We start from the raw sequence: 24534 nt of genomic DNA, 5'->3' as shown, positions 1-24534 counted from the left end.
CTCACCACCATTCGAGTGACACAAAAGCAGTCCAACGACGCAAACAGCGAGGAGTAAAAATCAATGAAGAAACAAGTTTATATCATCTCACACAGCCACTGGGATCGGGAGTGGTACATGCCTTACGAACAGCATCACATGCGGCTAGTTGAATTGATGGATGATCTTTTAGAATTAATTGAAAATGACCCTGAGTTCCACAGCTTCCATCTAGATGGACAGACGATCATCTTGGATGACTATTTAGAAGTGCGACCTGAAAAACGCGAAGCGGTCAAAGCGGCCATCCAACAAGGAAAATTACAGATCGGTCCGTTTTATATTTTGCAAGATGACTTTTTGATCAGTGCTGAATCAAACACCCGTAACATGCTGATTGGAATGGCAGAAAGCAAAAAGTGGGGCACCCCCGTTATGTTGGGGTATTTCCCAGATACTTTTGGTAATATGGGGCAAACCCCGCAAATGATGCTGCAAGCCAATCTTGAAAGTGCTGCATTTGGTCGTGGCGTCAAACCGATCGGCTTTGACAACGAAGTTTTACCCGATGATCAATTTACTTCCCAATATTCTGAAATGCATTGGGAAGGTCCAGATGGCAGTCAAATCTTTGGTCTACTCTTTGCCAACTGGTACTCCAATGGCAATGAGATTCCAGTGGATAAAGCAGAAGCCAAAGCCTTTTGGACGCAAAAACTGCAAGATGTAGAAAAATTTGGTGCCACCAATCATTATTTAATGATGAATGGGGTCGATCATCAACCCGTCCAAAAAGACATTTCGGCAGCGATTCGTACAGCCAACGAGCTTTTCCCAGAGTATGAATTCAAGCACGCCAGCTTTACCGAATACCTTGAAGCAGTGCAAGCAGATCTGCCAGATGACCTAGGAACTGTTACAGGTGAATTGACCAGTCAAGAAACCGATGGTTGGTATACTTTAGCCAATACCGCCTCTTCCCGAGTCTATTTAAAACAATGGAATACAAAGGTTTCCCGCCAATTAGAAAATGTTGCGGAGCCATTAGCAACTATGGCTTATGAAGCAAGCGGCAGCTATCCTCACGATATGTTGGATCATGCGTGGAAAACTCTGATGCAAAATCATCCTCACGACAGCATCTGCGGCTGCTCAGTGGACGAGGTACACCGAGAAATGATGCCGCGATTTGAAAAAGCCAATGAAATCGGCAAGTTTGTGGCAGATGAAGCGTTACGCAATTTAGTAGCCGCCATCGACACGAGCCAGTTTCCTGAGGAGAGTCGCCCCTTCGTGGTCTTCAACACCACTGGCAGCACTCGTTCTGGTTTAGTGGAAGTGGTGATCGAACTTGAGCGTAAAACATTCCGTGAAGGATTGCCAAGCAAGCTTTACCACGAATTGTTGGCGAAGCCAAAAGGTTCTTATTCGGTGATTGATGAACAGGGGAACCCTGTTGCTGCGATCATCAGTGAAGAAGAGGTCCTTTTTGACTATGAATTGCCTAAAGATGCCTTTCGGATTCCTTTCATGAAACGCTTTGTCACGGTCCAAGTAGAAGCAAACCAGTTGCCGGAATTTTCATGGCAGACCTTTGCCCTAGTGGAAAAAGCCGCTACGCCAGTAGAGAGCGCACCGATCGTTTCAGAAGGAGGGCGTAAACTTGCCAACGCACATTTGGAAGCCGTCATTACTGAAAACGGCAGCTTGACGATTACAGACAAAGCAACCCAAAAAACCTATCGCAATTTACTGGTTTTCGAGGATGTGGGGGATATCGCCAATGAGTACATCTTCAAACAACCAGAAGGGGATCAAGCAATCTTATCGACGCAATTTCCGCATCACGTGACGATCGAACAAAACGATCCGCTGGTGGGAGTCGTGCGACTGACGCAAGAATTACAGATTCCTGTTTCAGCAGATGACCGTTTGTTAGAAGAACAAAAAGCTGTCGTCGATTTCCGTTTCCGTAAGGCACAGCGGAGTCAAGAATTGGTTGCTTTCAAGATCGAGACGGAGATTCGCTTAGAACGAACCAGCAACCGCCTGGCATTTAAAACCACCGTCAACAACCAAAGCAAAGATCACCGACTGCGGGTGTTATTCCCAACAGGGATCACCACGGATTTCCATGAAGCTGACAGCATTTATGAAGTCGTAAAACGGCCAAATCAGGTTTCCAGTCATTGGGAAAACCCAACAAATCCGCAGCATCAGCACGCCTTTGTCAACTTGCATGATGAAACTAGCGGCATGACGGTTTCTAATTTTGGTTTGAACGAATATGAAATCGTGAAGGATCAGATCTGCTTGACCATGTTGCGCTGTACGGGAGAACTAGGTGATTGGGGCTACTTCCCAACACCAGAAGCGCAATGCTTAGGCAACCACACCTTTGAATACGGCGTAGCCTGTCATGGGGCTCCTGAAGAACGTTATGAAACGTATCGCCAAGCACAAGCTGCCCAAGTTCCTTGGACGGCAAGCCAGACCGACAAGCACCAAGGCAAGCTAGCCAGCAGCAACCAATACATGGAAGCTCATGGATCGACGGTAGCTATCACCGCCTTAAAACGCAATCGTCAAGACCAGCAGATCGTTTTGCGGGGCTATAATTTGGCGGATCAAGCCACTGCTTTTCACGTGCAAAAAGAGCAGGCAACGCTCTGTCTGTTGAACCTTTTAGAGGAAGAACAAGCATCGAGCGTCAATCAGCAATTACACCCATATGAAATTCGAACCATTGGAGTAAAGGAGTGAGAAATGATGGTTTACGGAGGAATTGAAGCCGGCGGCACAAAAATGATTTGTGCCGTTGCCGATGAACAGCTGACGATCATCGCCCAAGAGTCGATCCCAACGACAACACCAGAGGAAACGTTAGCGGCGATCTTTGCCTTTTTCGATCCCTACGATCTCGTGTCATTAGGGGTCGGTTCCTTTGGTCCGATCGGGATCGATCCAACCCAAGCGACCTATGGCCACATACTAGCCACGCCGAAAAAGGGCTGGCAGCAGTTCGATTTTCTCGGTGCGTTAAAGAAGCGCTATCCAGAGACAGCATTTGCTTGGACAACAGATGTCAATGCTGCCGCTTATGGAGAATTACGCCAAGGGGCGGCGCAAGGCAAAGACAGCTGTGTCTATTTGACGGTAGGAACCGGCATTGGCGCCGGGGTCGTTCGTGAAGGAAAGATTTTCGAAGGGATCGGTCATCCAGAAATCGGTCATACCTATGTCAAACGCCACAGTGAAGATACGTATGCGGGTACTTGCCCCTATCACGGCGACTGTCTGGAAGGATTAGCCGCAGGGCCTTCTTTGGAAGGACGCACGGGGATCAAAGGACAAGACTTGCCACAAGACCACGAGATTTGGGAGTTGCAGGCCTTTTATCTAGGGCAAGCGCTGGTCAATATCACGTTGACTTTAGCACCTGAGATAATCATTTTAGGCGGTGGGGTCATGAATCAGCCGCATTTACTCGCTCAAATCCAACAAGCCTTCCTGAAACAAATGGCAGGCTATATGGAGACACCACCAGTGGAAGACTACATCGTCACTTGGGGCTTGCCGAACAAAAGCGGCATCATCGGCTGTCTCTTGTTAGGCAAAGAGCAGGTGACTGCCCATGACTAACCTGTATTTTCCTAAAGATTTTTGGTGGGGGGCCGCCGCCAGCGGTCCACAAACTGAAGGACGAACGGCCGATGATGGCAAAGGCGATTCGATTTGGGACTATTGGTACGCAACGGAGCCAGAACGTTTTTATCAAAAACGGGGACCAAAAGATACTGTCCAACTGCTGCAGCGTTACCCAGAAGATGTGGCGTTGATGAAAGAGATCGGCTTTAATTCTTTTCGAACCTCGATCCAGTGGAGTCGCTTGCTGCCAGAAGGAAGAGGGGCGGTCAATCAACAAGCAGTGGCATTTTATCGCGAGTACTTCGCCACTTTGATCGAAAATGGCATCGAGCCCTTCATCAATTTGTATCATTTTGATATGCCGATGGCACTGCAAAAAGAAGGCGGCTGGCTCAATCGCGAGACTGTCACAGCATTTGCAGATTATGCTGCTTTGTGTTTTGAGTTGTTCGGTGATCAAGTCCGTCATTGGTTCACGCAAAATGAACCGATCGTGCCAGTGGAGATGGGGTATTTGTATCAACAGCATTACCCAGCAGAAATCAACTTGGCACATGCGGTGCAAGTCGGCTACCATGAAGCACTCGCCAGCGCCTTAGCCATCCAACGCTTCCGTCAATCTCAGCAATCAGGCGAAATCGGCATCATCTTGAATTTGACACCGACTTATCCGAAAGATCCGAACGATGAAAAAGATGGCCAAGCGGCGCAACTGGCAGATGCCTTTTTCAACCGTTCCTTCTTAGATCCTGCCGTCAAGGGCACCTTTCCGGAAGAATTGATCGCTGTCTTAAACGAGTTGGCGATCATGCCAGAAACCAGAGCAGAAGATTTGCAGATCATTAAAGAAAACACGGTCGATCTCTTGGGGGTCAACTATTATCAGCCACGGCGGGTGCAGCAAAAGCGTTCTGCCAAAACAGCGGACACACCAATGCCAGAAGATTACTTCGATGTTTATGATTGGCCAGAAAAGAAAATCAATCCCCATCGAGGCTGGGAGATCTATGAACGAGGCATCTATGATACCTTGATCAACCTACGAGACAACTACGGCAATATCCCTTGTTATATTTCAGAAAACGGCATGGGGGTCGAAGATGAAACACGCTTTATCGATGCCAGTGGTCAGATCCAAGATGACTACCGCATCACCTTTATCAAAGATCATTTGCGGTATGTACACCAAGCGATCCAAGAAGGCAGCCAGTGCCGCGGGTATCACATGTGGACCTGCATGGACAATTGGTCTTGGCTGAATGAATTCAAAAATCGTTACGGGTTTATTGCCGTCGATTTGGCTACCCAAAAACGCACCATCAAAAAGTCCGGTGAGTGGTTCCACGAAGTGATTCAGCAAAACGGCTTTGTCGACTGATCATTCATAAAAAACAAATCAATGAAGCGTCCTATCTTGCAAAAGGTAGGACGTTTTTCAGGTTTTTAGAGAATAAAAACAAAATATAAACAAAGACCTTTAATTTGTTTCATTTTATCTTTAGTTTGTTCCTTATTTTTTAGGGATGAAAGCGTTATTCTAGTAGCATGAAGGAGATGATGAGATGTGAAGAAAAAGGGGTTTTGGAGGAATGTCTGGCAATACAAAGCATTGATATTGATGGCTTTGCCAGGTGTTGTCTGGTTTATCTTTTTTTTCTATATACCTGTATTCGCAAATGTGGTGGCGTTCAAAGATTTCCACATTTCACCAGACGGCTTTTTTGCCAGTTTGAAACAAAGCCCATGGGTCGGCTTTGATAACTTTAAATTTTTATTTGCATCCAATGATGCTTGGCTGATCACTAGAAATACCCTACTCTACAATATCGTATTTTTAGCATTCAACCTATTCTTTGCGATTGCCTTTGCCATTATAATGAGTGAGCTACGCAATAAGCGTTTGGTAAAAGTTTATCACACGATGTCACTGTTGCCGTACTTCCTTTCTTGGGTGGTTATTTCGTACTTTGTCTATGCCTTTTTGAGTCCAGACAAAGGGATCATCAACCAATGGATCACGGGTATGGGCGGTGAAGGAATCAACTGGTATGCTGACCCGAAATGGTGGCCGTTTATTTTCGTCTTTATGAATGTCTGGAAGAGCTTAGGCTACAACAGCATCATCTATTATGCGTCAGTGGTCGGGATCGATCAAACGTATTACGAAGCCGCGATGGTCGATGGCGCCAGCAAATGGCAGCAGATCAAGAATGTGACGTTGCCACAACTGATTCCAATGATTTCCGTCTTGTTGATTTTGAACATCGGTGGGATCTTCCGTGCCGACTTCGGACTTTTCTATCAAGTCCCACGAAACTCTGGGGCATTGTACCAAGTCACCTCCGTTTTAGATACGTACATTTATAATGGACTGACTGCCACAGGCGACTTCGGGATGACCGCAGCTGCCGGCCTTTATCAATCAGTGGTTGGGGCATTATTATTACTAACAGCGAATTTGGTTGTTCGTAAACTAGAACCAGATTCAGCATTATTCTAAGGAGGATGGATAAATGAAGAAAAAAGTAACGAAAGTCGAGATCCGCTCCTTTAACCCAACGGTCAACCTGATTTTTAATATCGTGATTGGTTTGTTCGCGATTTCCTGTGTCTTGCCGTTTCTCTTTGTGATCGCGATCTCATTGACCAGTGAAACCTCTTTGGCAGAAAACGGCTATCGCTTTTGGCCACAAGAATTTTCCTTCGCAGCGTATACCTATTTGTTTAGCGGACAAATGAGCAGCAAAATTTTCCAAGCATTTGGCGTATCTATTTTTATCACTGTTTTTGGTACCTTCGTCAATGCAACGATGACTTCGCTCTATGCCTATGTCATCTCTCGCTCAAATTTTCCATTCCGTCGGTTCTTTACGATCTTCGCTTTGATCACCATGTTGTTTGCGCCAGGGATGGTTGCCAATTACTTAGTGATGGTCAACTTGATCCAATTGAAAGATACGATTTGGGCATTGATTTTACCCCTTGCCTTAGGGCCTTTTAATATCCTTGTTATGCGGACCTTCTTTAAAAAGACGGTACCAGATAGTATTATAGAATCTGCGCGCATCGACGGTGCCAGCGAAATGAAGATTTTTCTATCCATCGTGTTGCCCTTAGCGGTTCCAGGGATCGCAACGATCAGTCTATTTGCCGCTCTTGGCTATTGGAACGACTGGTTCAATGCATTGTTGTATATTCAAAAAGACTCTTTAGTGCCGTTACAAGCACTTTTGATGCGGATTCAAAGCAACTTGGACTATCTAGCCAAAAGCTCCGGCATGGCTGCCCAGATCCAAGGCGGTTTGGCCGCTTTGCCAAGCGAAACTGCTCGCATGGCAATCGTTGTTGTTGCAACCTTACCGATTGCGATCACCTATCCATTCTTCCAACGGTATTTTGTCGGTGGTCTGACAATTGGTGGCGTCAAAGAATAATCAAATAAGTATAGGGAGGAAACAAAAATGAATTTGTGGAAAAAAACAGCTTTTGCTGGGATGGCCGCAGCGGCAACTTTGGGAATGGCTGCCTGTGGGTCGAACGGCGCAACATCCGATTCAGAAAACAATGCAGATGGCGTAACGACTTTATTGATGTATCAAGTCGGGGACAAGCCAGAAAACTTTGATCAATTGATGGAGATCGCCAATAAACGCATTGAAGAAAAAACCAACGCTCGCATCGATCTGCAGTACATCGGCTGGGGAGACTGGGATCAAAAAATGAGCACCATCATTTCATCGGGTGAAAACTACGATATTTCCTTTGCCTCAAATTACGTTGCGAATGCGCAAAAAGGCGCGTATGCAGATTTGACGGAGTTAGCACCAAAATATGCCAAAGAAGCGTATGATCAATTAGACGAATCTTATATCAAAGGCAATACGATCGACGGAAAATTATATGCCTTTCCAGTCAATGGCAATATTTATGCCCAACAAGTCTTGACCTTCAATAAACAATATTTAGACAAATATGATTTGGATATCAGCGGGATCGAATCTTATGCAGATGCCGAAGACGTGTTGAAGAAGTTTAAAGAAGAAGAACCAAACATCGCACCGTTTGCGATCGGACAAACCTTTAATGTTTCTGGAAACTATGATTATGTGATTGGGAAAGATTACCCATTTGCTGTCAAATTGGATGGTGATACAACGAAGATCATCAATCAATACGAAGATGATGAACAAATGGAAAACTTGAAATTGATGCACAAATGGTACAACGAAGGCTTGATCCCAACCGATGCAGCCACCAATACAACTGGTTACCCATTAGAAGGCAACACATGGTTCATGCGTGAAGAAACCCAAGGACCAATGGATTACGGCGATACGATCTTAAGCAATGCCGCAGGTCATGAATTGGTTTCACGTCCAATCACGAAACAATTAAAATCAACCGGACAAGCGCAAATGGCAAACTTTGTCGTAGCGAATGTTTCGAAAAACAAAGAAAAAGCAGTGGAAGTGTTGGGCTTGTTGAACAGCGATCCTGAATTGTTGAATGGATTGGTTTGGGGTGTCGAAGGTGAAGCCTGGGAAAAAATCGAAGGCCAAGACAACAAAATCCGTCTCCTTGATGGCTACTTGCCAAATACCCGGATGGCTGCTTGGAACACTGGGAACAACATGATCCTTTACACACAAGAATCCATCACTGACGATATGATCAAAGAGCGTGATGAAAACATTGCTAACGCGGAAGCATCACCAATCTTAGGGTTCAACTTCAAGACTGATAATGTGAAAACAGAAATCACGAATATCGCCAATGTCATGAACCGTTACAAAGCAAGTTTAGCAACCGGAACGATCGATCCAGAAGAAAATGTTCCGAAACTAAACGAAGAATTAAAAACCGCTGGCTGGGAGAAGGTCCGCGATGAAATGCAAAAACAATTTGATGAGTACCGCGCAAGCCAAGAATAAGCAACAGGTGGTTCTCACAAATCAATAGATCAAGCAAGCCGGAGGCTAAACGCATCAGGACCAATGGTTCCCACGTCTAGCTTCTGGCTGCTTTTTCTTTTAAGTGAATAGAGGAATTTTATTCAAAAAACGCAACTTTTATTTTTTCGCTTGTAAATCTCAAGCATGTTGCATCTAAAACGTACATAGCATTAAAAGATTCTCAGGTAGCTTGAGTAGGAAGCTGGAATCATGCTACATTTTCGGTAGGGAACAAATAAGGGAGGAATTTTAAATGGAAGAAACAGCAAATAGCGGGTTGGTCAAGGGCTTTCGCTTGATTTGGGCGATCGTGAAGTTGAATTTGTTTTTTGTCGTATTGACGCTTGCCGGTGGTGGAATCTTAGGGATCGGTCCAGCGTTTCATACCATCAGTGCTTTGATCCACGAAGATGGACTAAATTATGAGAATCAAAGCTTTCGCAGCGCATGGCGCATTTGGCGCAGCGTCTTTGTCAAAGCCAATAAGCAGTTTTATCTGTTTTTCCTACTGACAGGGTTCTTAGTGTATAACTTGTATTTAGCTACCCAGATCCAAGGCTTGATTTGGCTGATGATCTCTTTTGTTTTAGTTGTGGTTAGTGGATTGAGTGTTTTACTGTACCTGTTAAGTGTGGTTTTTGACACGTCCTATGAGATTTCCTTGTGGAATAACCTGAAATTATCCTTTGTGTGTCTGTTTCTTCATATGGCGACCTTTCTAAAATTGCTGGTTGGGATCGCTAGTATTCTAGTTTTTACTTGGATGATGAAAGGGCTCTTGCTCTTTGGAACATTCAGCTTACTGATTTTATGGTGCCATGTGGCGATCAGCCAGGAAAAAAACGTCATTGATCGGGATTTGGCACATGACTAAGTGGCGTTTTCGTTTGTTCAAACATGATTTTTTGATCAATCAGTTGATGCAGCTGTACAGCGTGCTTTTGGTGATCATCTCCATCATTATTATGCTGGTCCTGACCGCTTATACCGGAGCGGATCGTTTTACTACGAGTGAACGTTTAGTGGAGAGCACAAGCATGCAGCTGGATGCTTATGTGCAAGATCAAAATACCGTTGTTTCAACGGTACTTGGCGAATTTACTAGTTCAGATACCGCCTTTGAATCATTACGCAACTATTTGCAGCTTTCATTGCCAGATTATTTTTCCTATAGTAATGATATTTTTCGCCAGACGGGACAAAGTGTTTACTTACCAAATATTCTCTATCGTTTGATTCGTAATCATCCTAGTATCGAAGAGATCATCATTCAGTTGGATGAAAGCAATGAGACACTAGTGGCAACGCCGGATACACCTTACGGAGAAAAACACAGCGGCAAACAGATTGATTTAAAAAATCGTCTGTTTTTTGTTCGTTCGATCGCCCAACCAAGTAATTATGCCCAGCCCTTAGGCCAAGTCTACGTGATCTTTCGTTCAGACGATGTTTTAGCCAATCGACAAGAAGACAACCAAGTTCATGGAATCAACAGTTTTTTGTATACCTCAAATGGTCAGCGCCTTTACAAGGATGCCACGAACCTCAGCAAGGAAACTTTAGCTAAAATTGATCAGGCGGTTGCTCACGGAACTATTCACGACACTCTTTCGAAAGACTTTTATATCAAAAAACAAACCACTGTCAGCGGAGAAGTGTCCCTGGTTTTGTTGTCAAAAAGGGTGATTTGGCAGGATATTTTTTCCAGCGCCATTTGGATCTTTAGTTTTGGGATCGGGATTCTCTTGTTGGTCCTATGGGTGCTTCATCGCACCTTTAAGCGCTATACATCGCAAGTAGAGCAGATCGTCTATGCGACGAAAGAAGTCAGCCAAGGGAATTTTGACAAACGGATCGATACCGCCAATGTCCAACAAGAACTGAAAGAAATCGCAGAAGCCATCAATCAAATGACTTACAGTATCAACGAGTACATCAAAGATATTTACACACTGGAGATCAAACAAAGAGATGCCGACATGCGGGCATTGCAAGCCCAGATCAATCCGCATTTTCTCTATAACACCTTAGAATACATTCGAATGTATGCCTTGAGCCGCAACCAAGAAGAGCTGGCAGATGTCGTCTATGCCTTTTCGGCACTGCTGCGGAACAATACGACGCAAGAAAAGACGAAGACCTTAAAAGAAGAAATCGATTTTTGTGAAAAATATGTCTACTTGTTTCAGATGCGCTACCCAGATAAGATCGCCTATCATGTAACTATCGATCCGGCATTCGAACAGTTGGAATTGCCGAAGTTCACGCTGCAGCCGCTTGTCGAAAACTATTTTGTTCACGGTATCGATTATCAGCGCAATGATAACGCCATCAGTATCAAAGCTTATAAAGAAGCCGATCAGATCGTGATTGAAGTCAAAGACAATGGCAAAGGCGCAGATCCGCAGCAGTTAGCGATGATTCATGAAGAACTGCAAAATCAGGAGATCGGAGCCCAAACCTCGATCGGGATCAAAAATGTTCACGAACGGTTGCGGGGGATGTTCAACGGCGCCTATCAAATGGATGTTACGTCTCAAGCAGCTGCTGGTTTTACGGTCAAGATCCGCTTAGATGAGAAAAGTTTGCAAAGGGGGCATGAGGCAGATGTATAAAGCAATGTTCGTTGACGATGAATACATGATCTTGCAAGGGCTGCAGATGATCTTGCCTTGGCAAGAGCTGGGCTTTGAGGTGGTGCATACAGCGAAAAGTGCTAGTGAGGCTCTCGAGTATCTACAAGAACATTCTGTTGATTTGCTGATCACAGATATTCGGATGCCAGAAATGAACGGCATCGATATGATCCGCCAAGCACAAGCGTTTGGGAATCGATTTTTCTCGATCATTCTCTCAGGTTATCAGGAGTTTGCCTTTGTCAAACAAGGTATGGCGTTAGGTGTGCGTAATTATCTGGTCAAACCTGTTAACAAAGAAGAACTACGTAGCAGTGTTCAAGCGATTGCAGCTGAATTAGAGGAGCAGCAAAAACTGTTGGCAGAAAAAGAACTGTACCAAGAATCAAGCCTCCTACTTTGGTTGAATGATGAATTGAACGAAAGCGAGTACCTCCATTTGCTGGCGCAACAGCGGGTACCGCTTGCAGCACCCTTTACCGTTTTGCAGTTCAATGGGACTGCCGAGATCTTACAAAAAATCACGGCGTTTTTTCAGCAACACGATCAGCCTTTGATCTTACCAGGGCGATTAGATGAAAACCAAGTGATCATTACCGCAGCCGGACCAAGACAACAAATCAACGCTGACCTAAAAGCACTGGCCCAGCAGCTTGATAGTAAAGACTGGCAGTTGATCATGAGCGAAACCATCAACGAGTGGGAGAATTTGTATAAAGCCTATGAAAAAATCAAACAGGTTCAATCGCTGCAAGCCTTCTATCCAGATCTATTTTTACAAGAACAGACGATCCACGTGGATATATTAGAGCGAAACGAAGAACTCCCGTTTCTATCTTTTAACAAAGCACTGACCATCGGGGATGTTAAAACGATCCAACATGAGTTGGATAAAATGTTCGCTATTTTGGAACAAACCCAAGCAGACCCTGAGCATGTTCGTTATGTTTCTTTTTTATTGTTCAATGATATTTATCGGCAACTGCCGGTGCTTTCCCAAGAAAACCATGAGCAGATTTTAGCACGAATCCGCGAGTCCAATACATTGGCAGATTTGCGGCAACTCTTTGATGATGTGCTGGAATTGGCGAAATCACAGCCGCCGCAAAAACGTTATTCAGAGATCGTTCAAAAGACGATTCAGCTGATCGAAGAAGGTTATACCCATGATTTGACGGTCAAATCAGCGGCAGAAGAACTGCACGTCAGCGTCGTTTATTTAGGACAGCTCTTCAAGAAAGAAACGGAAATGAGTTTTAATCAGTACGTCAATCTGGTGCGAATCAAGCAAGCCCAGCAGCTGCTGCTTCATTCGAAAGCCACGATCAGTGAGATCGGGGATCGCATTGGTTACAACAATACCAACTATTTTTCCAAAATGTTTAAGAAATTGAATGGTCTGACCCCCAAAGAGTTTCGCGATACCTATGAACAGCATTATGAATCCCTTGATTGAATTTAGATTTCTTCAAAAAAAATCCGGTTTTTGTGATTAAATGATAGTAATTGTGACGCTTTCACGGTAAACTAAGAGAGGAAAAATAAAGAAGAGAGCGTGATGTTGTGAAAGAAACCAAAAAATTTGCACAAGTTTTGATAGGTACCGGGCTGATTGCGTTAGCCATATCCTTATTGATCACCGCCCATCAAGGATATGATACGATCAGTACGTTTTTACTAGGAATTTTGAATTTTGTCGATGTCCCCTTTTGGATTGCCAGTTTGTGTTTTAATATTGTTGTTTTGTTGATCGTTGCAGTCTTTGATCGTGCTGAATTAGGCATTGGCAGTTTTATCAATGGGATCGGCTTAGGCCTGCTGATTGGGGTCTTTGAACCAGTGATGGACAAAGTATCGATTCATTTGCCTTTCTACCCGTGGATCGCTATTTTCGCGGCACCGATCTTATTCGGGATCGGCGCCGGTATCTACGTTTCTTCCAACAAAGGTTCAGCCGCACTTGAAGCCTTGACGGCCTTGATCTACAAACGAAGCAAATTGACGCAAAAAACGATCCGTATCGGCTTGGATGCAGCCATGGTCTTGATTGGTTTTGCGTTAGGCGCCAGTGTGGGGTTAGGTACTCTCTTGTGTATCGTCTTTATTGGCCCAATCTTTGAAGCCACCATGAAAACCATCGCTGCTCGGAAGAAAAACGCCTAGCCTTGAGAATAAGTCGGAAAAAGCTGTCTGTGAGGGCAGCTTTTTTGCTGCTTCCATTTAAAGGAATTATCTGAAGGGAGAGGAATCCTGATTTCTTTAAGATTCTCTGGGTAAAAAAAGTGTTTTCTCCATGGTTACTGTCTTATTGGACTTGGTATACTGATAAGACGAGTAAAGGAGAAATGAAAATGAAAAGTTATCGTTCGACGATTGCAGCTTGCTTTGTAGGGTACATCGTTCAAGCCGTGATTAATAATTTTGCCCCCTTATTATTTTTGACCTTTCAAAGCCAATACCAGCTGCCGATCAGTCAGATCACCTTGTTGGTCAGTTTTAACTTTTTGACCCAGTTAGCCGTCGATTTTGCAGCGATCTTTTTTGTAGACCGCATCGGCTATCGTATTTCGATCGTAGCGGCGCATTTTTTTGCAGCGATCGGCTTGATTGGTTTAGCTGTTTTTCCCTTATGGTTTCCGACTCCGTTTAGCGGGCTGTTAGCAGCGGTTTTGTTGTATGCCATTGGCGGTGGCTTGTTGGAAGTCTTAGTCAGTCCCATCGTCGAAGCCTGTCCGACGGAACATAAAGAAAAAACCATGAGCTTGTTGCACTCGTTTTATTGCTGGGGGTATGTTGGAGTCGTTTTGCTCTCGACGGCGTTCTTCATGGTGTTCGGTATTCAACAGTGGCCGATTTTGGCGATCATCTGGGCGCTGATCCCGTTGGTCAATTTGTTTTTCTTTACCAAAGTCCCGTTGGCGCCAATCGTTGCCGAAGGAGAACGAGGGTTGACCACTCGGCAGCTCTTTTCCTTGAAAAGCTTTTGGCTGTTTCTGGTGATGATGGTCTGTGCTGGAGCCAGCGAACAAGCAGTCAGCCAATGGGCATCGACCTTTGCCGAACAGGGCTTAGGCGTTAGTAAGACGCTAGGCGATTTAGCAGGGCCAATGGTTTTTGCCTTGATGATGGGGATCTCGCGCTTGCTTTACGGCAAGTTCGGGGAACGGATCGATTTGAAACGCTTTATGTTTTTGAGTGTTTTGCTTTGTCTACTGGCGTATATGATGATCGGCTTTGCTTCATTGCCGTTGATCGGGTTCATCGGCTGCGGCTTAAGCGGTTTTGCCGTAGGGATCATGTGGCCAGGGGTCTTTAGTCTTTCTGCGCAATACATTCGCAACGGCGGGACGGCGCTATTTGCATATTTGGCATTAGCGGGAGACCTAGGGTGTTCAATCGGCCCTGCTGTCGTTGGTAGCATCGTTGAATGGACGGGACAGCAGCTACAGGTCGGGATTCTAGGGGCGATCGTTTTCCCAATCATCTTGCTGGTAGGAATTTTTTTAGTTCAACAAATGCACAAAAAGCGGCAGCTTCCGTTGTTCGTTTTTCAGGAATCCACAAAAGAATAAAAAAATTTTAGAGCAAATGCCGTCTTTTCATGGTATTTGCTTTTTGTTTTCTGAAATTCCCCTAGTCAAGACAGTTTCAATCCGCTATACTTTGACTTATTCATTTAAAAGGAAGTGATGTTGTGAAAAGTCAATTGAAAAAAGAAATCAGTTTTTTTGGGGCATTATCGACAGTAATGGGAACGGTGATCGGCGCCGGCGTGTTTTTCAAAGCAGCGGCTGTGGTTCAGCAGACGCAATCGACTGGATTGACCTTGTTGGTCTGGCTGCTTGCCGGCTTTCTAACGATTTGCGGCGGTTTGACCGTGGCAGAATTAGCGACGGCGATTCCTGAAACTGGCGGACCCATTCGATATATTGAAAGAATTTATGGAAAATTACCCTCCTTTTTATTAGGCTGGGCACAAAGTATCATTTACTTTCCAGCGAATGTTGCGGCTCTAAGTATTATTTTTGCGACCCAGTGCTTGAACTTATTTCATCTACCTAGCAATTATTTGATTCCTCTGTCGATTTTGACCGGAACGAGTGTGACTTTGATTAATCTTTTGGGAACAAAAGCCGCTGCTCAAGTCCAGTCGGTCACATTAGCAGTCAAGCTGATCCCGATTGCGGTGATTATCGTGGCTGGCCTATTGACACCCGGGCAAGTCTCGGTGTCATTGGTGGATTTTTCTTCCAATACTCAAGGTTCGCTTGCGGCTGGTATCAGTAGTGCTCTCTTAGCAACCCTTTTTGCTTATGATGGTTGGATGGGCGTCGGCAATGTCGCTGGAGAAATGAAGCGACCCGAAAAAGATCTACCTAAAGCCATCATCTTTGGATTGAGTTTTGTCACCTTGGTGTACGTGTTGATCAATGTTGCCTTTTTAAAAACATTGCCGATCGATCAAATCGCTGGTAATTTGAACAGTGCCTCAGAAACTGCGATGGCCTTGTTTGGCAGCTTTGGCGGAAAACTGGTCACGATCGGTATCCTGATCTCTGTGTATGGCGCATTGAACGGCTATACAATGACTGGCTTGCGAGTCCCTTATGCCATGGCGTTGGAAGATGAGATTCCTTTCAGCAAGACCTTTGCCACTTTAAGTAAAACCACCAATGCACCTTATGCGGCGGCCTTTTTACAATTAGGAATCGCTTGTATCATGATGCTTTTAGGCACCTTTGATCTTTTGACCGATATGCTGGTTTTTGTTATGTGGTTCTTTAGTGTATTATTGTTTGTAGGAGTTTTTCGTTTGCGAAAAACAGAACCGCAGATGAAGCGTCCGTATAAAGTTCCCTGCTATCCAATCATTCCCTTGATTGCGATCTTAGGCGGCTGTTTTATCTTGATCATGACCTTGATCACTGACACGTGGTTAGCAGTCGTGGGAATCGGCGTGACGTTACTAGGAATTCCCGTTTTTTATGGAAAAGCAAAAGGAAAAGCGAGAGGAGCGAAAGAATGAAGATCGTTGTACTTGATGGCTATGCGTTGAATCCAGGAGATTTGTCTTGGCAAGGGTTTGAAGAATTAGGAGAGGTGACGGTGTATGATCGTACCTCGTATACAGATAAACAAGAAATTATTGAGCGAATCGGCGATGCCGAAGCAATTTTGACAAATAAAACGCCGATCACCGCAGATGTGCTCAAAGCATGTCCGCAATTGACCTACATTGGGGTCTTGGCAACTGGATACAATGTCGTTGATTTGGCAGCAGCGAAGGAACAGGGAATCACCGTGACCAATATTCCTAGCTACAGTACCAATGCAGTGGCACAAGCGACCTTTGCTTTGCTGCTGGAAGTGACGAATCAAGTGGGACACCATAATCGTTCCGTGCATCAGGGCGACTGGCAAACCAGCAAAGATTTTTCTTATTGGCAGACACCATTGATGGAATTGGCAGGCAAAACGATTGGGCTGATTGGATATGGTGCGATCGCTCAAGCAGTTGCCACGATCGCACATGCGTTTCAATTGAAAGTAATCTACTTTAATCATCGACCAAAACCAGCACAAGCTGCTTGGGCAAAACAAGTTTCGCTGGCGGAACTGTATCAAGAAGCAGATATCATTAGCCTTCATGTTCCACAGTTTCCTAAGACAGAAAAAATGATCGATCGCACAGCATTGGCACAAATGAAACCTTCTGCGATCCTGATCAATACCGCCCGTGGCGGCTTGATCGATGAAGCGGCAGTTGCTGAAGCGCTGCAAACTGGGCAGATCGCAGCCTTGGCGGCAGATGTCGTCTCGAAAGAACCGATTGCAGCGGACAATCCCTTGTTGCAAGCACCAAATTGCTATTTGACGCCGCATATCGCTTGGGCGCCCGTCGAAACCCGACGTCGTTTGATGGGGATCGCTGTGGCGAACTTAAGCGGCTTTAAAGCAGGGACGCCACAAAACGTCGTGTAAGCAAAACGAGCAAAAGGACTTTGACAAAGCAGGCGACTAGCAAAGCAGTTAGTCTCGCCAACACAGTAACCATTTCGACCAGTCAGCCAGCTTCACAAGGTGATTGGTCGTAGGACTGGTGGTTTGTCTAAGTTCTTTTTTTGCTGAAAAAGAAAGGAGACGGTCTTGAAAAAGTATTATTATCTAGCGGCCTTTGTTAGCTTGGTTGTCTTGAGCTGGCTGATCCAAACCCAAAGCAGCCGCTTTTATGTACAGCCGATCATAGAAGTACAAACGGTTCAAGTCACCGCCGACCAGCAGCAGATTCAAGGGATCCTTCGTAACGGAGAAGAAGCTGGGGTACTGCGGACAGTCATTACAGAATACACGCCCAACGGTGCGATTCATCCGTTGTATCAGACCGGACAACAGCTGCTTTTGCAAAAAGAAGGGGATGGCTGGCAGGTACAAGCACAAAAACAGGATGGGTATCTCTTTTTCTTCCTTGCCTTATTCCTGATGGCAGTAGTCGCAATTGGTGGCAAAAAGGGCTTACGGGCTTTGCTTAGTATCTTTGTGAATACTGGCTTGCTGCTCCTTTTTCTTTGGTTTCACAAAGGCAACAGCTCCTTTTCATTGGTCTTTTTGATGATCGTTTTTACGATCGTCTCGTTGGTTTTGACGATGGGGATTTCCTATGGCTTTCGTACGATCGACAGCCGCAAAATCATTGCCTCGTTAGCCAGCGTCCTCTTGGCGTTTTTTCTCTGTCGGTTCGCCATGGATCTTTTGCAAGATCATGGGTTGCGCTATGAGGAAATGTCGTTTCTGACCCGTCCGTATCGCAGTGTCTATCTAGGGAGTCTGCTGATTGGCGCGATTGGTGCCAGCATGGACAATATCGTCATGCTGATTGCCAGTTTAGATGAGATCCAACGCATCAATCCCCAGACGAGCCGCAAGGAACGATTAGCGATCGGTCGGTCCATCGCGCAAGATACGACTTCTTCGATGATCAATGTCTTGTTGTTTGCCTATTTAAGTGGGAGTATGCCAGCGCTATTGTTTTACCTAGCCAATGGCTGGCTGCTTTCGCAAGCATTGCCGATGCATCTTTCTTTAGAAATAGTGCGTACAGTATGCGGCGGCTTTGCGTTGGTTTTATCGGTACCGTTGACGCTCCTTTGTTTTGAAGTGCATAGGAGGAAAGCAAAATGACTGTTTTGTTTGTGTTGATCTTGCTTTTTCTCTTGTTGACTTTCGCTGTTTTTCGGATCGAAGGGCTGTTTCAAGTCACAGGTCTGTTTATGAATGTGGCCGTCTTTCTAGCGCTACTGGTTCTGATTGACCGAGGGGCACCGATTTTACCAGCGGCTTGTGTTGCCTTTTTAGCCGTGGCGGCGATCACCTTGTTTTTCGTGAACGGTGTCAATCAGAAAACCAAAATTGCCTTTGTCTGTGTGTTGGTCTTTCTAGGGCTTTTTCTACTACTATTTCCGCTTGTGCTCGCTGCAATGAATCTTCATGGGTTTTCGGCAGAGGAACTGGATGAGTTGGCGATGTATTCCTTTGATGTAGCCATCGATTTTAAGACATTGATGACCGCAATCATTTTGATGAGTTTTTCGGGGGCGGTGGCAGATGGGAGTATGGCGATCAGCACGGCGACCTTTGAACTTTTTCAAGCAAACCCGCAAGTCTCAATCAAGGCATTAAGTAAAAGTAGTATGACAGTGGTATCAGACGTATTGTCTTCGACGATCAATACCTTATTGTTTGCCTTTATGGGAAGTAATCTGGCGTTGATTGCGTGGTTTCAAGATTTATCGATCTCCTTTGGTGAAATGATCAATTCGAAGGCGTTCGTCTCAGAATTGATCGTTTGTTTGATCACGGGTCTGGCAGCGGTGATTATTTTACCCATCACCGCATGGGCAGCGAGTTGGTATTTTTTGAAAAGAAACCGAATGGAGTAGAAGGGAGCTAAACCACCATGGAACCACTAATTGAAACCAAGCGATTATTGCTGCGAGAAATGAGTCATGACGATCGTCCAGCGATTGAAAAGATTTTGCAAGATCCAGAAGTCATGATTGCTTATGAAGGACCCTTCAGTGAGCAGGAAGTCACTGGTTGGATCGACAAACAGCTGCAACGCTATCAAAACGATCACATTGGCTTGTGGCTAGTGATTGAGAAAGCATCCGGGCAAGCGATCGGTCAATGCGGTTTGACATGGCAAGACGTCAAGGGAGAAGCCGTTTTAGAAATTGGGTACTTGTTTCAAAAGAACTTCTGGCATCATGGGTTTGCCACAGAAGCCGCCCAGGCTTGTAAAGACTATGCGTTTGCAACGCTAAATGCCGCCATTGTTTATTCGATCATTCGTGAGAACAATCAAGCCTCCATAAATGTGGCATTGCGCAATGGAATGAAGCTGGTGGATCGCTTTGTTAAACACTATCGGCAAGTGGACATGCCGCATCTTGTGTATGCTGTGGCGAAAGAGAGGTGAAAAACGAAAGAATGCTTTTTTCGATTTAGACAATGAAACGCCCTTAGAAAGTTCTTTTACTAACTTTCTAAGGGCGTTTTTTATGCTTGCGTAAAGCTTTTTCGCTCGATGAGTTCAGCCCCTAAAAGGACTGTTTTGGTGATCGCTCGAGGATGCACGATCTGATCCACCAATAAATCGATCGCGGTTTTGGCGATTTCCTCCACATCGATGTTAAACGTTGTTAGAGGGGGAGCCACAAATTTTGCGATCTCATTGTCGTTGATACTGATTAGTTCCAAACGATCAGGAATGATGATGGATCGTTCATTTAACGCTTGGAGCACACCAACTGCGATGGTGTCAGAAGCCACAAAGAGCGCCTCTGGCAAATCGTCACCAAGGGATTCCACCATTTTTTTCGCCAAACGATAGCCGGTTTCAACGGAAAAGTTGCCACCAGTAAACAAGAATGCCTCATCGAGGGCGTCTCGCTGAGCCAGCGTTTGACGGAAGATGACCTCGCGACTATCCATTTCTGCACGTTGGGTATCAGGATTTAGATAAGCACCACCAATAAAGCCGATTTTTCGGTATCCTTTTGTTAAAAATAGATCGATCGCCAGTTGCGTCATTCGATCAGTATCGGGTTTGACCGTATCGAACAGCTCTGGACAGGGGTTGATTTCCAAAAGGACGCCATAGGGACAAATGGATTTGAACTGCTGCGTTTCTTTCTCAGTGAAAGAGCCAATCCCAATAAACCCGGCGACTTCTTGCAGTGTTTCTAAAACATCATCTTCATGGGTGATCAGTTGAATTTCCAAATTGTTAATTTTCGCATATTTTTCTAAAGAGATTCGCAATTGTCGAAAATAGACATCTTGCAGCTCTTCTTGTTCTGTCAGCCAGAAAAGGACGGCGATTTTTTCTAGTGTTGTTTTTATTTTTGAGCGATCATAACCTAGTGATAAAGCGGTATGAATAATTTTTTGACGCGTATCGGCTGCGATCGACAACGATTCGTCGCCTTTCAATAATCGGGACACAGTCGCTTGTGAAAAGCCTGATTGCTCGGCAATTTTTTTTATTGTAACCAATCTTCTTCACCTCTTTCTTCTAGTATACGCTAACAACTTTACCAAGTAAATGAATTTACTAAATATATTTACTGAATAGTGAAAGTTAATAACATAGAGGTATTTCGAAAAAAATATTTGTGTGATAAACCTTGATTTTATCCGTTTATTTACTTCATTGAAGAAATTAATTTAGTAAAACTATTTACATATTAAGTAAAATAATTTATTATAAACGAGAAGATAGCGTTTGCAAAATAAAGAAAAGGTGGAGAAATGATGATGAAAAAAATGTCTCGAGTTCTTTTTTTAAGTGTAGCAGCTTTAGGATTAGGTGCTTGCGGTCCACAAAGTGAAGGGACAGATAGCACTGCAGCAAATAGTGGCAGCGGTAAGGACTATGATCTATTGGTCTGGGAAGACCAAGCAAAATCAGCTGGGATTGAAGAGGCAGTCAAACAATTTGAAGAAGAACACGATGTGAAGATCAAAGTGGTCGAAAAAGCCTATGGTGGACAGATCGAAGATTTACGATTGGATGGCCCCGCTGGTACAGGTGCGGATGTCATCACGATTCCTGGCGATCAAATCGGTACAGCCGTTACCGAAGGTTTGTTGAAAGAATTAACAGTCGATCAAACGCTACAAGACCTGTATACAGAATCAGCAATGCAATCGCAAATCGTTGACGGCAAAGTCTACGGCTTACCAAAAGCGGTTGAAACACAAATTTTGTATTATAACAAAGAACTAATTTCCGAAGAAGACTTGCCACAGACAACGGATGAGTGGCTGGAGTATTCCAAGTCTGTCTTAGGTGCTGACAGTTATGGGTTACTGGCATTATGGGATCAAATTTATTACGCACAAGGTGTATTGAGCGGTTATGGCGGGTATGTTTTTGGCGAGAATGCCGATGGATCCTATGACCCTGAAGATATTGGATTAGCCAATGAAGGCGCGATCGAAGGAGCAGACTATATCCAACAATTTTATGATGCCGGTGTTTTTCCATCCGGATTGGTCGGTGAACAAGGAATCAATGTGTTGGACTCTTTATTTACGGAAGGAAAAGCTGCAGCTGTCGTCTCGGGACCATGGAACTTGTCTCCTTATAAAGAAGCGGGCATCGACTATGGTGTGAAAGAATTGCCATTATTAGGCAATGGTGAACATATGGGCTCGTTTATCGGTGTCAAAAGCTACAACGTAAGTAGCTATTCCCAAAACCCTGAATTAGCTGAAGCGTTCGTCAAATTTATCAGCAATGAAGAAAACTCAAAAGTTCGTTATGAAAAAACACAGGAAGTACCAGCGGTTGCTTCTTTGGCAGATGATCCAGCAGTTCAAGAAAGTGAAAGTGCTGCAGCCATCGCCGCTCAGTCCCAACACGCAGAACTAACGCCTGGGATCACTGAAATGAATTCAGTATGGGAACCAATGGATGCCGCATTGCAAACCATTGCTACTGGAAAGGCTGAACCGAAAACAGCTCTACCACAAGCAGTCGATCAGATCAAATCAGCCATTGCGGCAATTCAAAACTAAAAAGTCGTTACGAGGACAAACGTTTCGGATGGTGATTCAGCACTAGGAATCAAGTAATGCCGAACGAAACGTTTGTCAGTGGCTTTTTCTTACAGGGGGCGAAAATGTGAAAAACACGCAGTCTTATGCAAAACGAGCAATGCTATTCTCGATAATACCAGGATTCGGTCAATTTTATAATCGGCAAAAAATCAAAGGCGCTTTATTTTTCTTCTTTTTTGCTATGTATCTTGTCGTCTTTAAAGATTTATTTAATATGGGACTTTGGGGCATCGTGACATTAGGCGTGGAAGTGCCGAGAGACAATTCCATCTTTTTATTAGCAGAAGGATTAGTTGCCTTGATCGTCATTGGTTTTGGTCTGTTGTTCTATTATTTAAACATCCGTGATGCCTATAAAAACGGCGAATTAAGAGACAATGAGCTACCAGTCAACTCTATCCGTGAAAGCTACCAGGCACTATTAAGAGAAGGCTATCCTTATTTAATGAGTAGCCCAGCATTTTTCTTACTCGTGTTTTCTGTTATTTTTCCGATTCTCTTTAGTATCGCGTTAGCTTTTACGAACTATGATCTGTATCATTCTGCACCTGCCAATTTAGCAGATTGGGTGGGATTAGAGACCTTTAAGAAGATTTTTACTGTCGATATTTGGCGTAGTACCTTCTTCAATGTTCTAGGCTGGACAGTTATCTGGACCTTGATCGCCTCAACGTTACAAGTTTCTATCGGAATATTTTTAGCGGTGCTGGTGCATCAAAAAGAACTACGATTCAAAAAGTTCTTTCGAACGATTTTGATCCTCCCATGGGCAGTTCCGGGATTTGTTACGATCTTGGTATTTTCAGGAATGTTCAATGATTCCTTTGGTGCGATCAATAATACGATTTTGAATTTCTTCCAGATTTCACCGATTCCTTGGCTAACGAATGCGAATTGGACCCGTTTAGCTTTGCTACTGATTCAAGGCTGGCTAGGCTTTCCGTATATTTTTATCGTGACTACAGGGACGCTGCAATCCATTCCGGATGATTTGTATGAGGCGGCGACCATCGATGGTGCTTCAGCTATGCAAAAATTCCGACGAATCACATTGCCATTACTGCTTTATGCGATGGCACCGATTTTGATTACGCAATATACGTTTAACTTCAACAATTTCAATATCATTTATCTGTTTAATTCTGGTGGACCGGCAGTTCCTGGTTCGACCGCTGGTGGTACCGATATTTTGGTTTCATGGATCTATAAGCTCACGATGCAAAATAGTCAATATGCACTAGCAGCAGCATTGACGATTCTCTTATCGATCGTCGTGATCGCGATTGCTTTATGGCAATTCCGCCGAACAAATTCATTCAAGGAGGTTGGATAACATGAAGGCAGCAAGTATGAAAAAACAAAAATTTTTCCGCCTATCCTTGACGTATCTCGTACTGATTTTTACGGTAGTGGTGATCGTCTACCCTTTACTATGGACGATCGGTGCTAGTTTTAATCCTGGGAACAGTTTAGTAAGTACGAGTCTGATTCCGACGAGTCCGACATTAAGTCACTACACGAAATTGTTTGCTGGCGACAACTCGCTTTATTATAGTCAATGGTATCTGAATTCATTGAAAATCAGTGTATGCACCATGTTTCTGTCACTGATCTTTGTCTCCATGACGGCTTATTCCTTTTCGCGGTTTCGTTTTACAGGCCGTAAAAATGGATTGATGCTGTTCTTACTCCTACAAATGATCCCGCAGTTCTCTGCCTTGATCGCAATTTTTGTATTGGCGCAAATGCTAGGCTTGATCAATAGCCATTGGTTGCTGATCTTGATTTACGTTGGGGGTCAGATTCCCATGAACACGTACTTATTGAAAGGGTATTTTGACTCGATCCCGTTAGATTTAGACGAGAGTGCCAAGATAGATGGCGCAAGCAATACGCGAATATTCTGGCAAATATTGATTCCTTTATCACGACCAATGCTGGCAGTCGTTGCCATGAATGGCTTTACTGGACCACTCGGGGACTTTGCCCTGTCTTCTGTGATTTTACGTAATCCCGAGTACTATACATTACCCATCGGGTTATACAAATTAGTCACGGATAAAATGGGAGCCAGCTATACGACTTTTGCGGCAGGGGCTATTTTGATCAGTATTCCGATCGCGCTCGTCTTTATTGCATTACAAAAACATTTTGTCTCCGGTTTGACCGCTGGTGGCACAAAAGGATAGGAAGAG

Annotated in this window: 20 protein-coding genes; 19 read left to right on the top strand and 1 reads right to left on the bottom strand. The window is 44.4% G+C overall.

Annotated features, from left to right (window positions below):
* Nucleotides 1-63: 63 nt before the first annotated feature.
* The 16 genes from IGI84_RS10785 (at nucleotide 64) to IGI84_RS10710 (ending at nucleotide 19691) form a co-directional block, all read left to right on the top strand.
* Nucleotides 64-2742, top strand: a complete 2679-nt coding sequence (locus tag IGI84_RS10785) for an alpha-mannosidase (RefSeq protein ID WP_430600355.1) — start codon at nucleotides 64-66, stop codon at nucleotides 2740-2742.
* Between the two features lie 3 nt (nucleotides 2743-2745).
* Nucleotides 2746-3621, top strand: coding sequence for an ROK family protein (locus tag IGI84_RS10780; RefSeq protein ID WP_430600353.1), 876 nt, complete (start codon nucleotides 2746-2748; stop codon nucleotides 3619-3621).
* Nucleotides 3614-5005, top strand: coding sequence for a glycoside hydrolase family 1 protein (locus IGI84_RS10775; protein WP_430600351.1), 1392 nt, complete (start codon nucleotides 3614-3616; stop codon nucleotides 5003-5005). Before IGI84_RS10780 ends, IGI84_RS10775 begins: the two co-directional genes overlap by 8 nt.
* 240 nt (nucleotides 5006-5245) lie before the next feature.
* Nucleotides 5246-6127, top strand: a complete 882-nt coding sequence (locus tag IGI84_RS10770; protein WP_086294872.1) for an ABC transporter permease — start codon at nucleotides 5246-5248, stop codon at nucleotides 6125-6127.
* A gap of 13 nt (nucleotides 6128-6140) precedes the next feature.
* A complete protein-coding gene (locus tag IGI84_RS10765) occupies nucleotides 6141-7061 on the top strand; it encodes a carbohydrate ABC transporter permease (protein ID WP_005225516.1) in 921 nt (306 codons plus the stop codon).
* Between the two features lie 27 nt (nucleotides 7062-7088).
* On the top strand, nucleotides 7089-8558 hold the full coding sequence (locus IGI84_RS10760; RefSeq protein ID WP_016613578.1) for an ABC transporter substrate-binding protein: 1470 nt from the start codon (nucleotides 7089-7091) through the stop codon (nucleotides 8556-8558).
* 274 nt (nucleotides 8559-8832) lie between these two features.
* On the top strand, nucleotides 8833-9453 hold the full coding sequence (locus IGI84_RS10755; RefSeq protein WP_086292033.1) for a DUF624 domain-containing protein: 621 nt from the start codon (nucleotides 8833-8835) through the stop codon (nucleotides 9451-9453).
* On the top strand, nucleotides 9446-11194 hold the full coding sequence (locus IGI84_RS10750; RefSeq protein WP_430600348.1) for a sensor histidine kinase: 1749 nt from the start codon (nucleotides 9446-9448) through the stop codon (nucleotides 11192-11194). Before IGI84_RS10755 ends, IGI84_RS10750 begins: the two co-directional genes overlap by 8 nt.
* Nucleotides 11187-12671 (top strand): response regulator transcription factor, encoded by a 1485-nt coding sequence (locus tag IGI84_RS10745; protein WP_430600346.1) that lies wholly within the window; start codon nucleotides 11187-11189, stop codon nucleotides 12669-12671. Before IGI84_RS10750 ends, IGI84_RS10745 begins: the two co-directional genes overlap by 8 nt.
* A 107-nt stretch (nucleotides 12672-12778) precedes the next feature.
* Nucleotides 12779-13378, top strand: a complete 600-nt coding sequence (locus IGI84_RS10740; protein WP_077452751.1) for a YczE/YyaS/YitT family protein — start codon at nucleotides 12779-12781, stop codon at nucleotides 13376-13378.
* A 188-nt stretch (nucleotides 13379-13566) separates the two neighbouring features.
* Nucleotides 13567-14787: an MFS transporter gene (locus IGI84_RS10735; RefSeq protein ID WP_195264765.1), complete on the top strand. Its 1221-nt coding sequence runs from the start codon at nucleotides 13567-13569 to the stop codon at nucleotides 14785-14787.
* A gap of 122 nt (nucleotides 14788-14909) precedes the next feature.
* Complete coding sequence (locus IGI84_RS10730; protein ID WP_216681916.1) at nucleotides 14910-16241, top strand: APC family permease; 1332 nt, start codon at nucleotides 14910-14912, stop codon at nucleotides 16239-16241.
* On the top strand, nucleotides 16238-17197 hold the full coding sequence (locus IGI84_RS10725; protein WP_430600343.1) for a D-2-hydroxyacid dehydrogenase: 960 nt from the start codon (nucleotides 16238-16240) through the stop codon (nucleotides 17195-17197). Before IGI84_RS10730 ends, IGI84_RS10725 begins: the two co-directional genes overlap by 4 nt.
* A 165-nt stretch (nucleotides 17198-17362) precedes the next feature.
* Nucleotides 17363-18394 (top strand): YibE/F family protein, encoded by a 1032-nt coding sequence (locus tag IGI84_RS10720; RefSeq protein WP_430600341.1) that lies wholly within the window; start codon nucleotides 17363-17365, stop codon nucleotides 18392-18394.
* On the top strand, nucleotides 18391-19152 hold the full coding sequence (locus IGI84_RS10715) for a YibE/F family protein (RefSeq protein WP_077452746.1): 762 nt from the start codon (nucleotides 18391-18393) through the stop codon (nucleotides 19150-19152). Before IGI84_RS10720 ends, IGI84_RS10715 begins: the two co-directional genes overlap by 4 nt.
* 17 nt (nucleotides 19153-19169) lie before the next feature.
* Nucleotides 19170-19691 carry a GNAT family N-acetyltransferase gene (locus IGI84_RS10710; RefSeq protein WP_077452745.1) on the top strand — a complete coding sequence of 174 codons (522 nt, stop codon included), beginning with the start codon at nucleotides 19170-19172 and terminating at the stop codon, nucleotides 19689-19691.
* 80 nt (nucleotides 19692-19771) lie between these two features.
* Here the strand turns inward: IGI84_RS10710 and IGI84_RS10705 are convergent, their stop codons facing one another.
* Nucleotides 19772-20770 (bottom strand): LacI family DNA-binding transcriptional regulator, encoded by a 999-nt coding sequence (locus IGI84_RS10705; protein ID WP_077452744.1) that lies wholly within the window; start codon nucleotides 20768-20770, stop codon nucleotides 19772-19774.
* Nucleotides 20771-21025: 255 nt separating this feature from the next.
* Here IGI84_RS10705 and IGI84_RS10700 point away from each other — a divergent pair, with 255 nt between their 5' ends.
* The 3 genes from IGI84_RS10700 to IGI84_RS10690 all read left to right on the top strand — a co-directional run bounded on the left by IGI84_RS10700 (nucleotide 21026) and on the right by IGI84_RS10690 (nucleotide 24528).
* Complete coding sequence (locus IGI84_RS10700; protein WP_430600338.1) at nucleotides 21026-22297, top strand: extracellular solute-binding protein; 1272 nt, start codon at nucleotides 21026-21028, stop codon at nucleotides 22295-22297.
* A gap of 139 nt (nucleotides 22298-22436) precedes the next feature.
* The gene (locus tag IGI84_RS10695; RefSeq protein ID WP_430600963.1) at nucleotides 22437-23672 is read left to right on the top strand and encodes a carbohydrate ABC transporter permease; all 1236 of its coding nucleotides are present in this window, start codon (nucleotides 22437-22439) and stop codon (nucleotides 23670-23672) included.
* 1 nt (nucleotide 23673) lies between these two features.
* Complete coding sequence (locus tag IGI84_RS10690; RefSeq protein ID WP_081118196.1) at nucleotides 23674-24528, top strand: sugar ABC transporter permease; 855 nt, start codon at nucleotides 23674-23676, stop codon at nucleotides 24526-24528.
* The last annotated feature ends 6 nt before the right edge of the window (nucleotides 24529-24534 follow it).

This window comes from Enterococcus sp. DIV0008, from assembly GCF_050542615.1.
Taxonomy (GTDB): domain Bacteria; phylum Bacillota; class Bacilli; order Lactobacillales; family Enterococcaceae; genus Enterococcus_D; species Enterococcus_D innesii.
This window is presented reverse-complemented; position numbering and strand designations above follow the sequence as displayed.

Excerpts from the sequence above, each read along its gene's own strand:
- IGI84_RS10785 (WP_430600355.1), top strand. The coding sequence starts at position 64 with ATGAAGAAACAAGTTTATATCATCTCACACAGCCACTGGGATCGGGAG.
- IGI84_RS10780 (WP_430600353.1), top strand. The coding sequence starts at position 2,746 with ATGATGGTTTACGGAGGAATTGAAGCCGGCGGCACAAAAATGATTTGT.
- IGI84_RS10775 (WP_430600351.1), top strand. The coding sequence starts at position 3,614 with ATGACTAACCTGTATTTTCCTAAAGATTTTTGGTGGGGGGCCGCCGCC.
- IGI84_RS10770 (WP_086294872.1), top strand. The coding sequence starts at position 5,246 with ATGGCTTTGCCAGGTGTTGTCTGGTTTATCTTTTTTTTCTATATACCT.
- IGI84_RS10765 (WP_005225516.1), top strand. The coding sequence starts at position 6,141 with ATGAAGAAAAAAGTAACGAAAGTCGAGATCCGCTCCTTTAACCCAACG.
- IGI84_RS10760 (WP_016613578.1), top strand. The coding sequence starts at position 7,089 with ATGAATTTGTGGAAAAAAACAGCTTTTGCTGGGATGGCCGCAGCGGCA.
- IGI84_RS10755 (WP_086292033.1), top strand. The coding sequence starts at position 8,833 with ATGGAAGAAACAGCAAATAGCGGGTTGGTCAAGGGCTTTCGCTTGATT.
- IGI84_RS10750 (WP_430600348.1), top strand. The coding sequence starts at position 9,446 with ATGACTAAGTGGCGTTTTCGTTTGTTCAAACATGATTTTTTGATCAAT.
- IGI84_RS10745 (WP_430600346.1), top strand. The coding sequence starts at position 11,187 with ATGTATAAAGCAATGTTCGTTGACGATGAATACATGATCTTGCAAGGG.
- IGI84_RS10735 (WP_195264765.1), top strand. The coding sequence starts at position 13,567 with ATGAAAAGTTATCGTTCGACGATTGCAGCTTGCTTTGTAGGGTACATC.
- IGI84_RS10725 (WP_430600343.1), top strand. The coding sequence starts at position 16,238 with ATGAAGATCGTTGTACTTGATGGCTATGCGTTGAATCCAGGAGATTTG.
- IGI84_RS10715 (WP_077452746.1), top strand. The coding sequence starts at position 18,391 with ATGACTGTTTTGTTTGTGTTGATCTTGCTTTTTCTCTTGTTGACTTTC.
- IGI84_RS10710 (WP_077452745.1), top strand. The coding sequence starts at position 19,170 with ATGGAACCACTAATTGAAACCAAGCGATTATTGCTGCGAGAAATGAGT.
- IGI84_RS10700 (WP_430600338.1), top strand. The coding sequence starts at position 21,026 with ATGATGATGAAAAAAATGTCTCGAGTTCTTTTTTTAAGTGTAGCAGCT.
- IGI84_RS10695 (WP_430600963.1), top strand. The coding sequence starts at position 22,437 with ATGCTATTCTCGATAATACCAGGATTCGGTCAATTTTATAATCGGCAA.
- IGI84_RS10690 (WP_081118196.1), top strand. The coding sequence starts at position 23,674 with ATGAAGGCAGCAAGTATGAAAAAACAAAAATTTTTCCGCCTATCCTTG.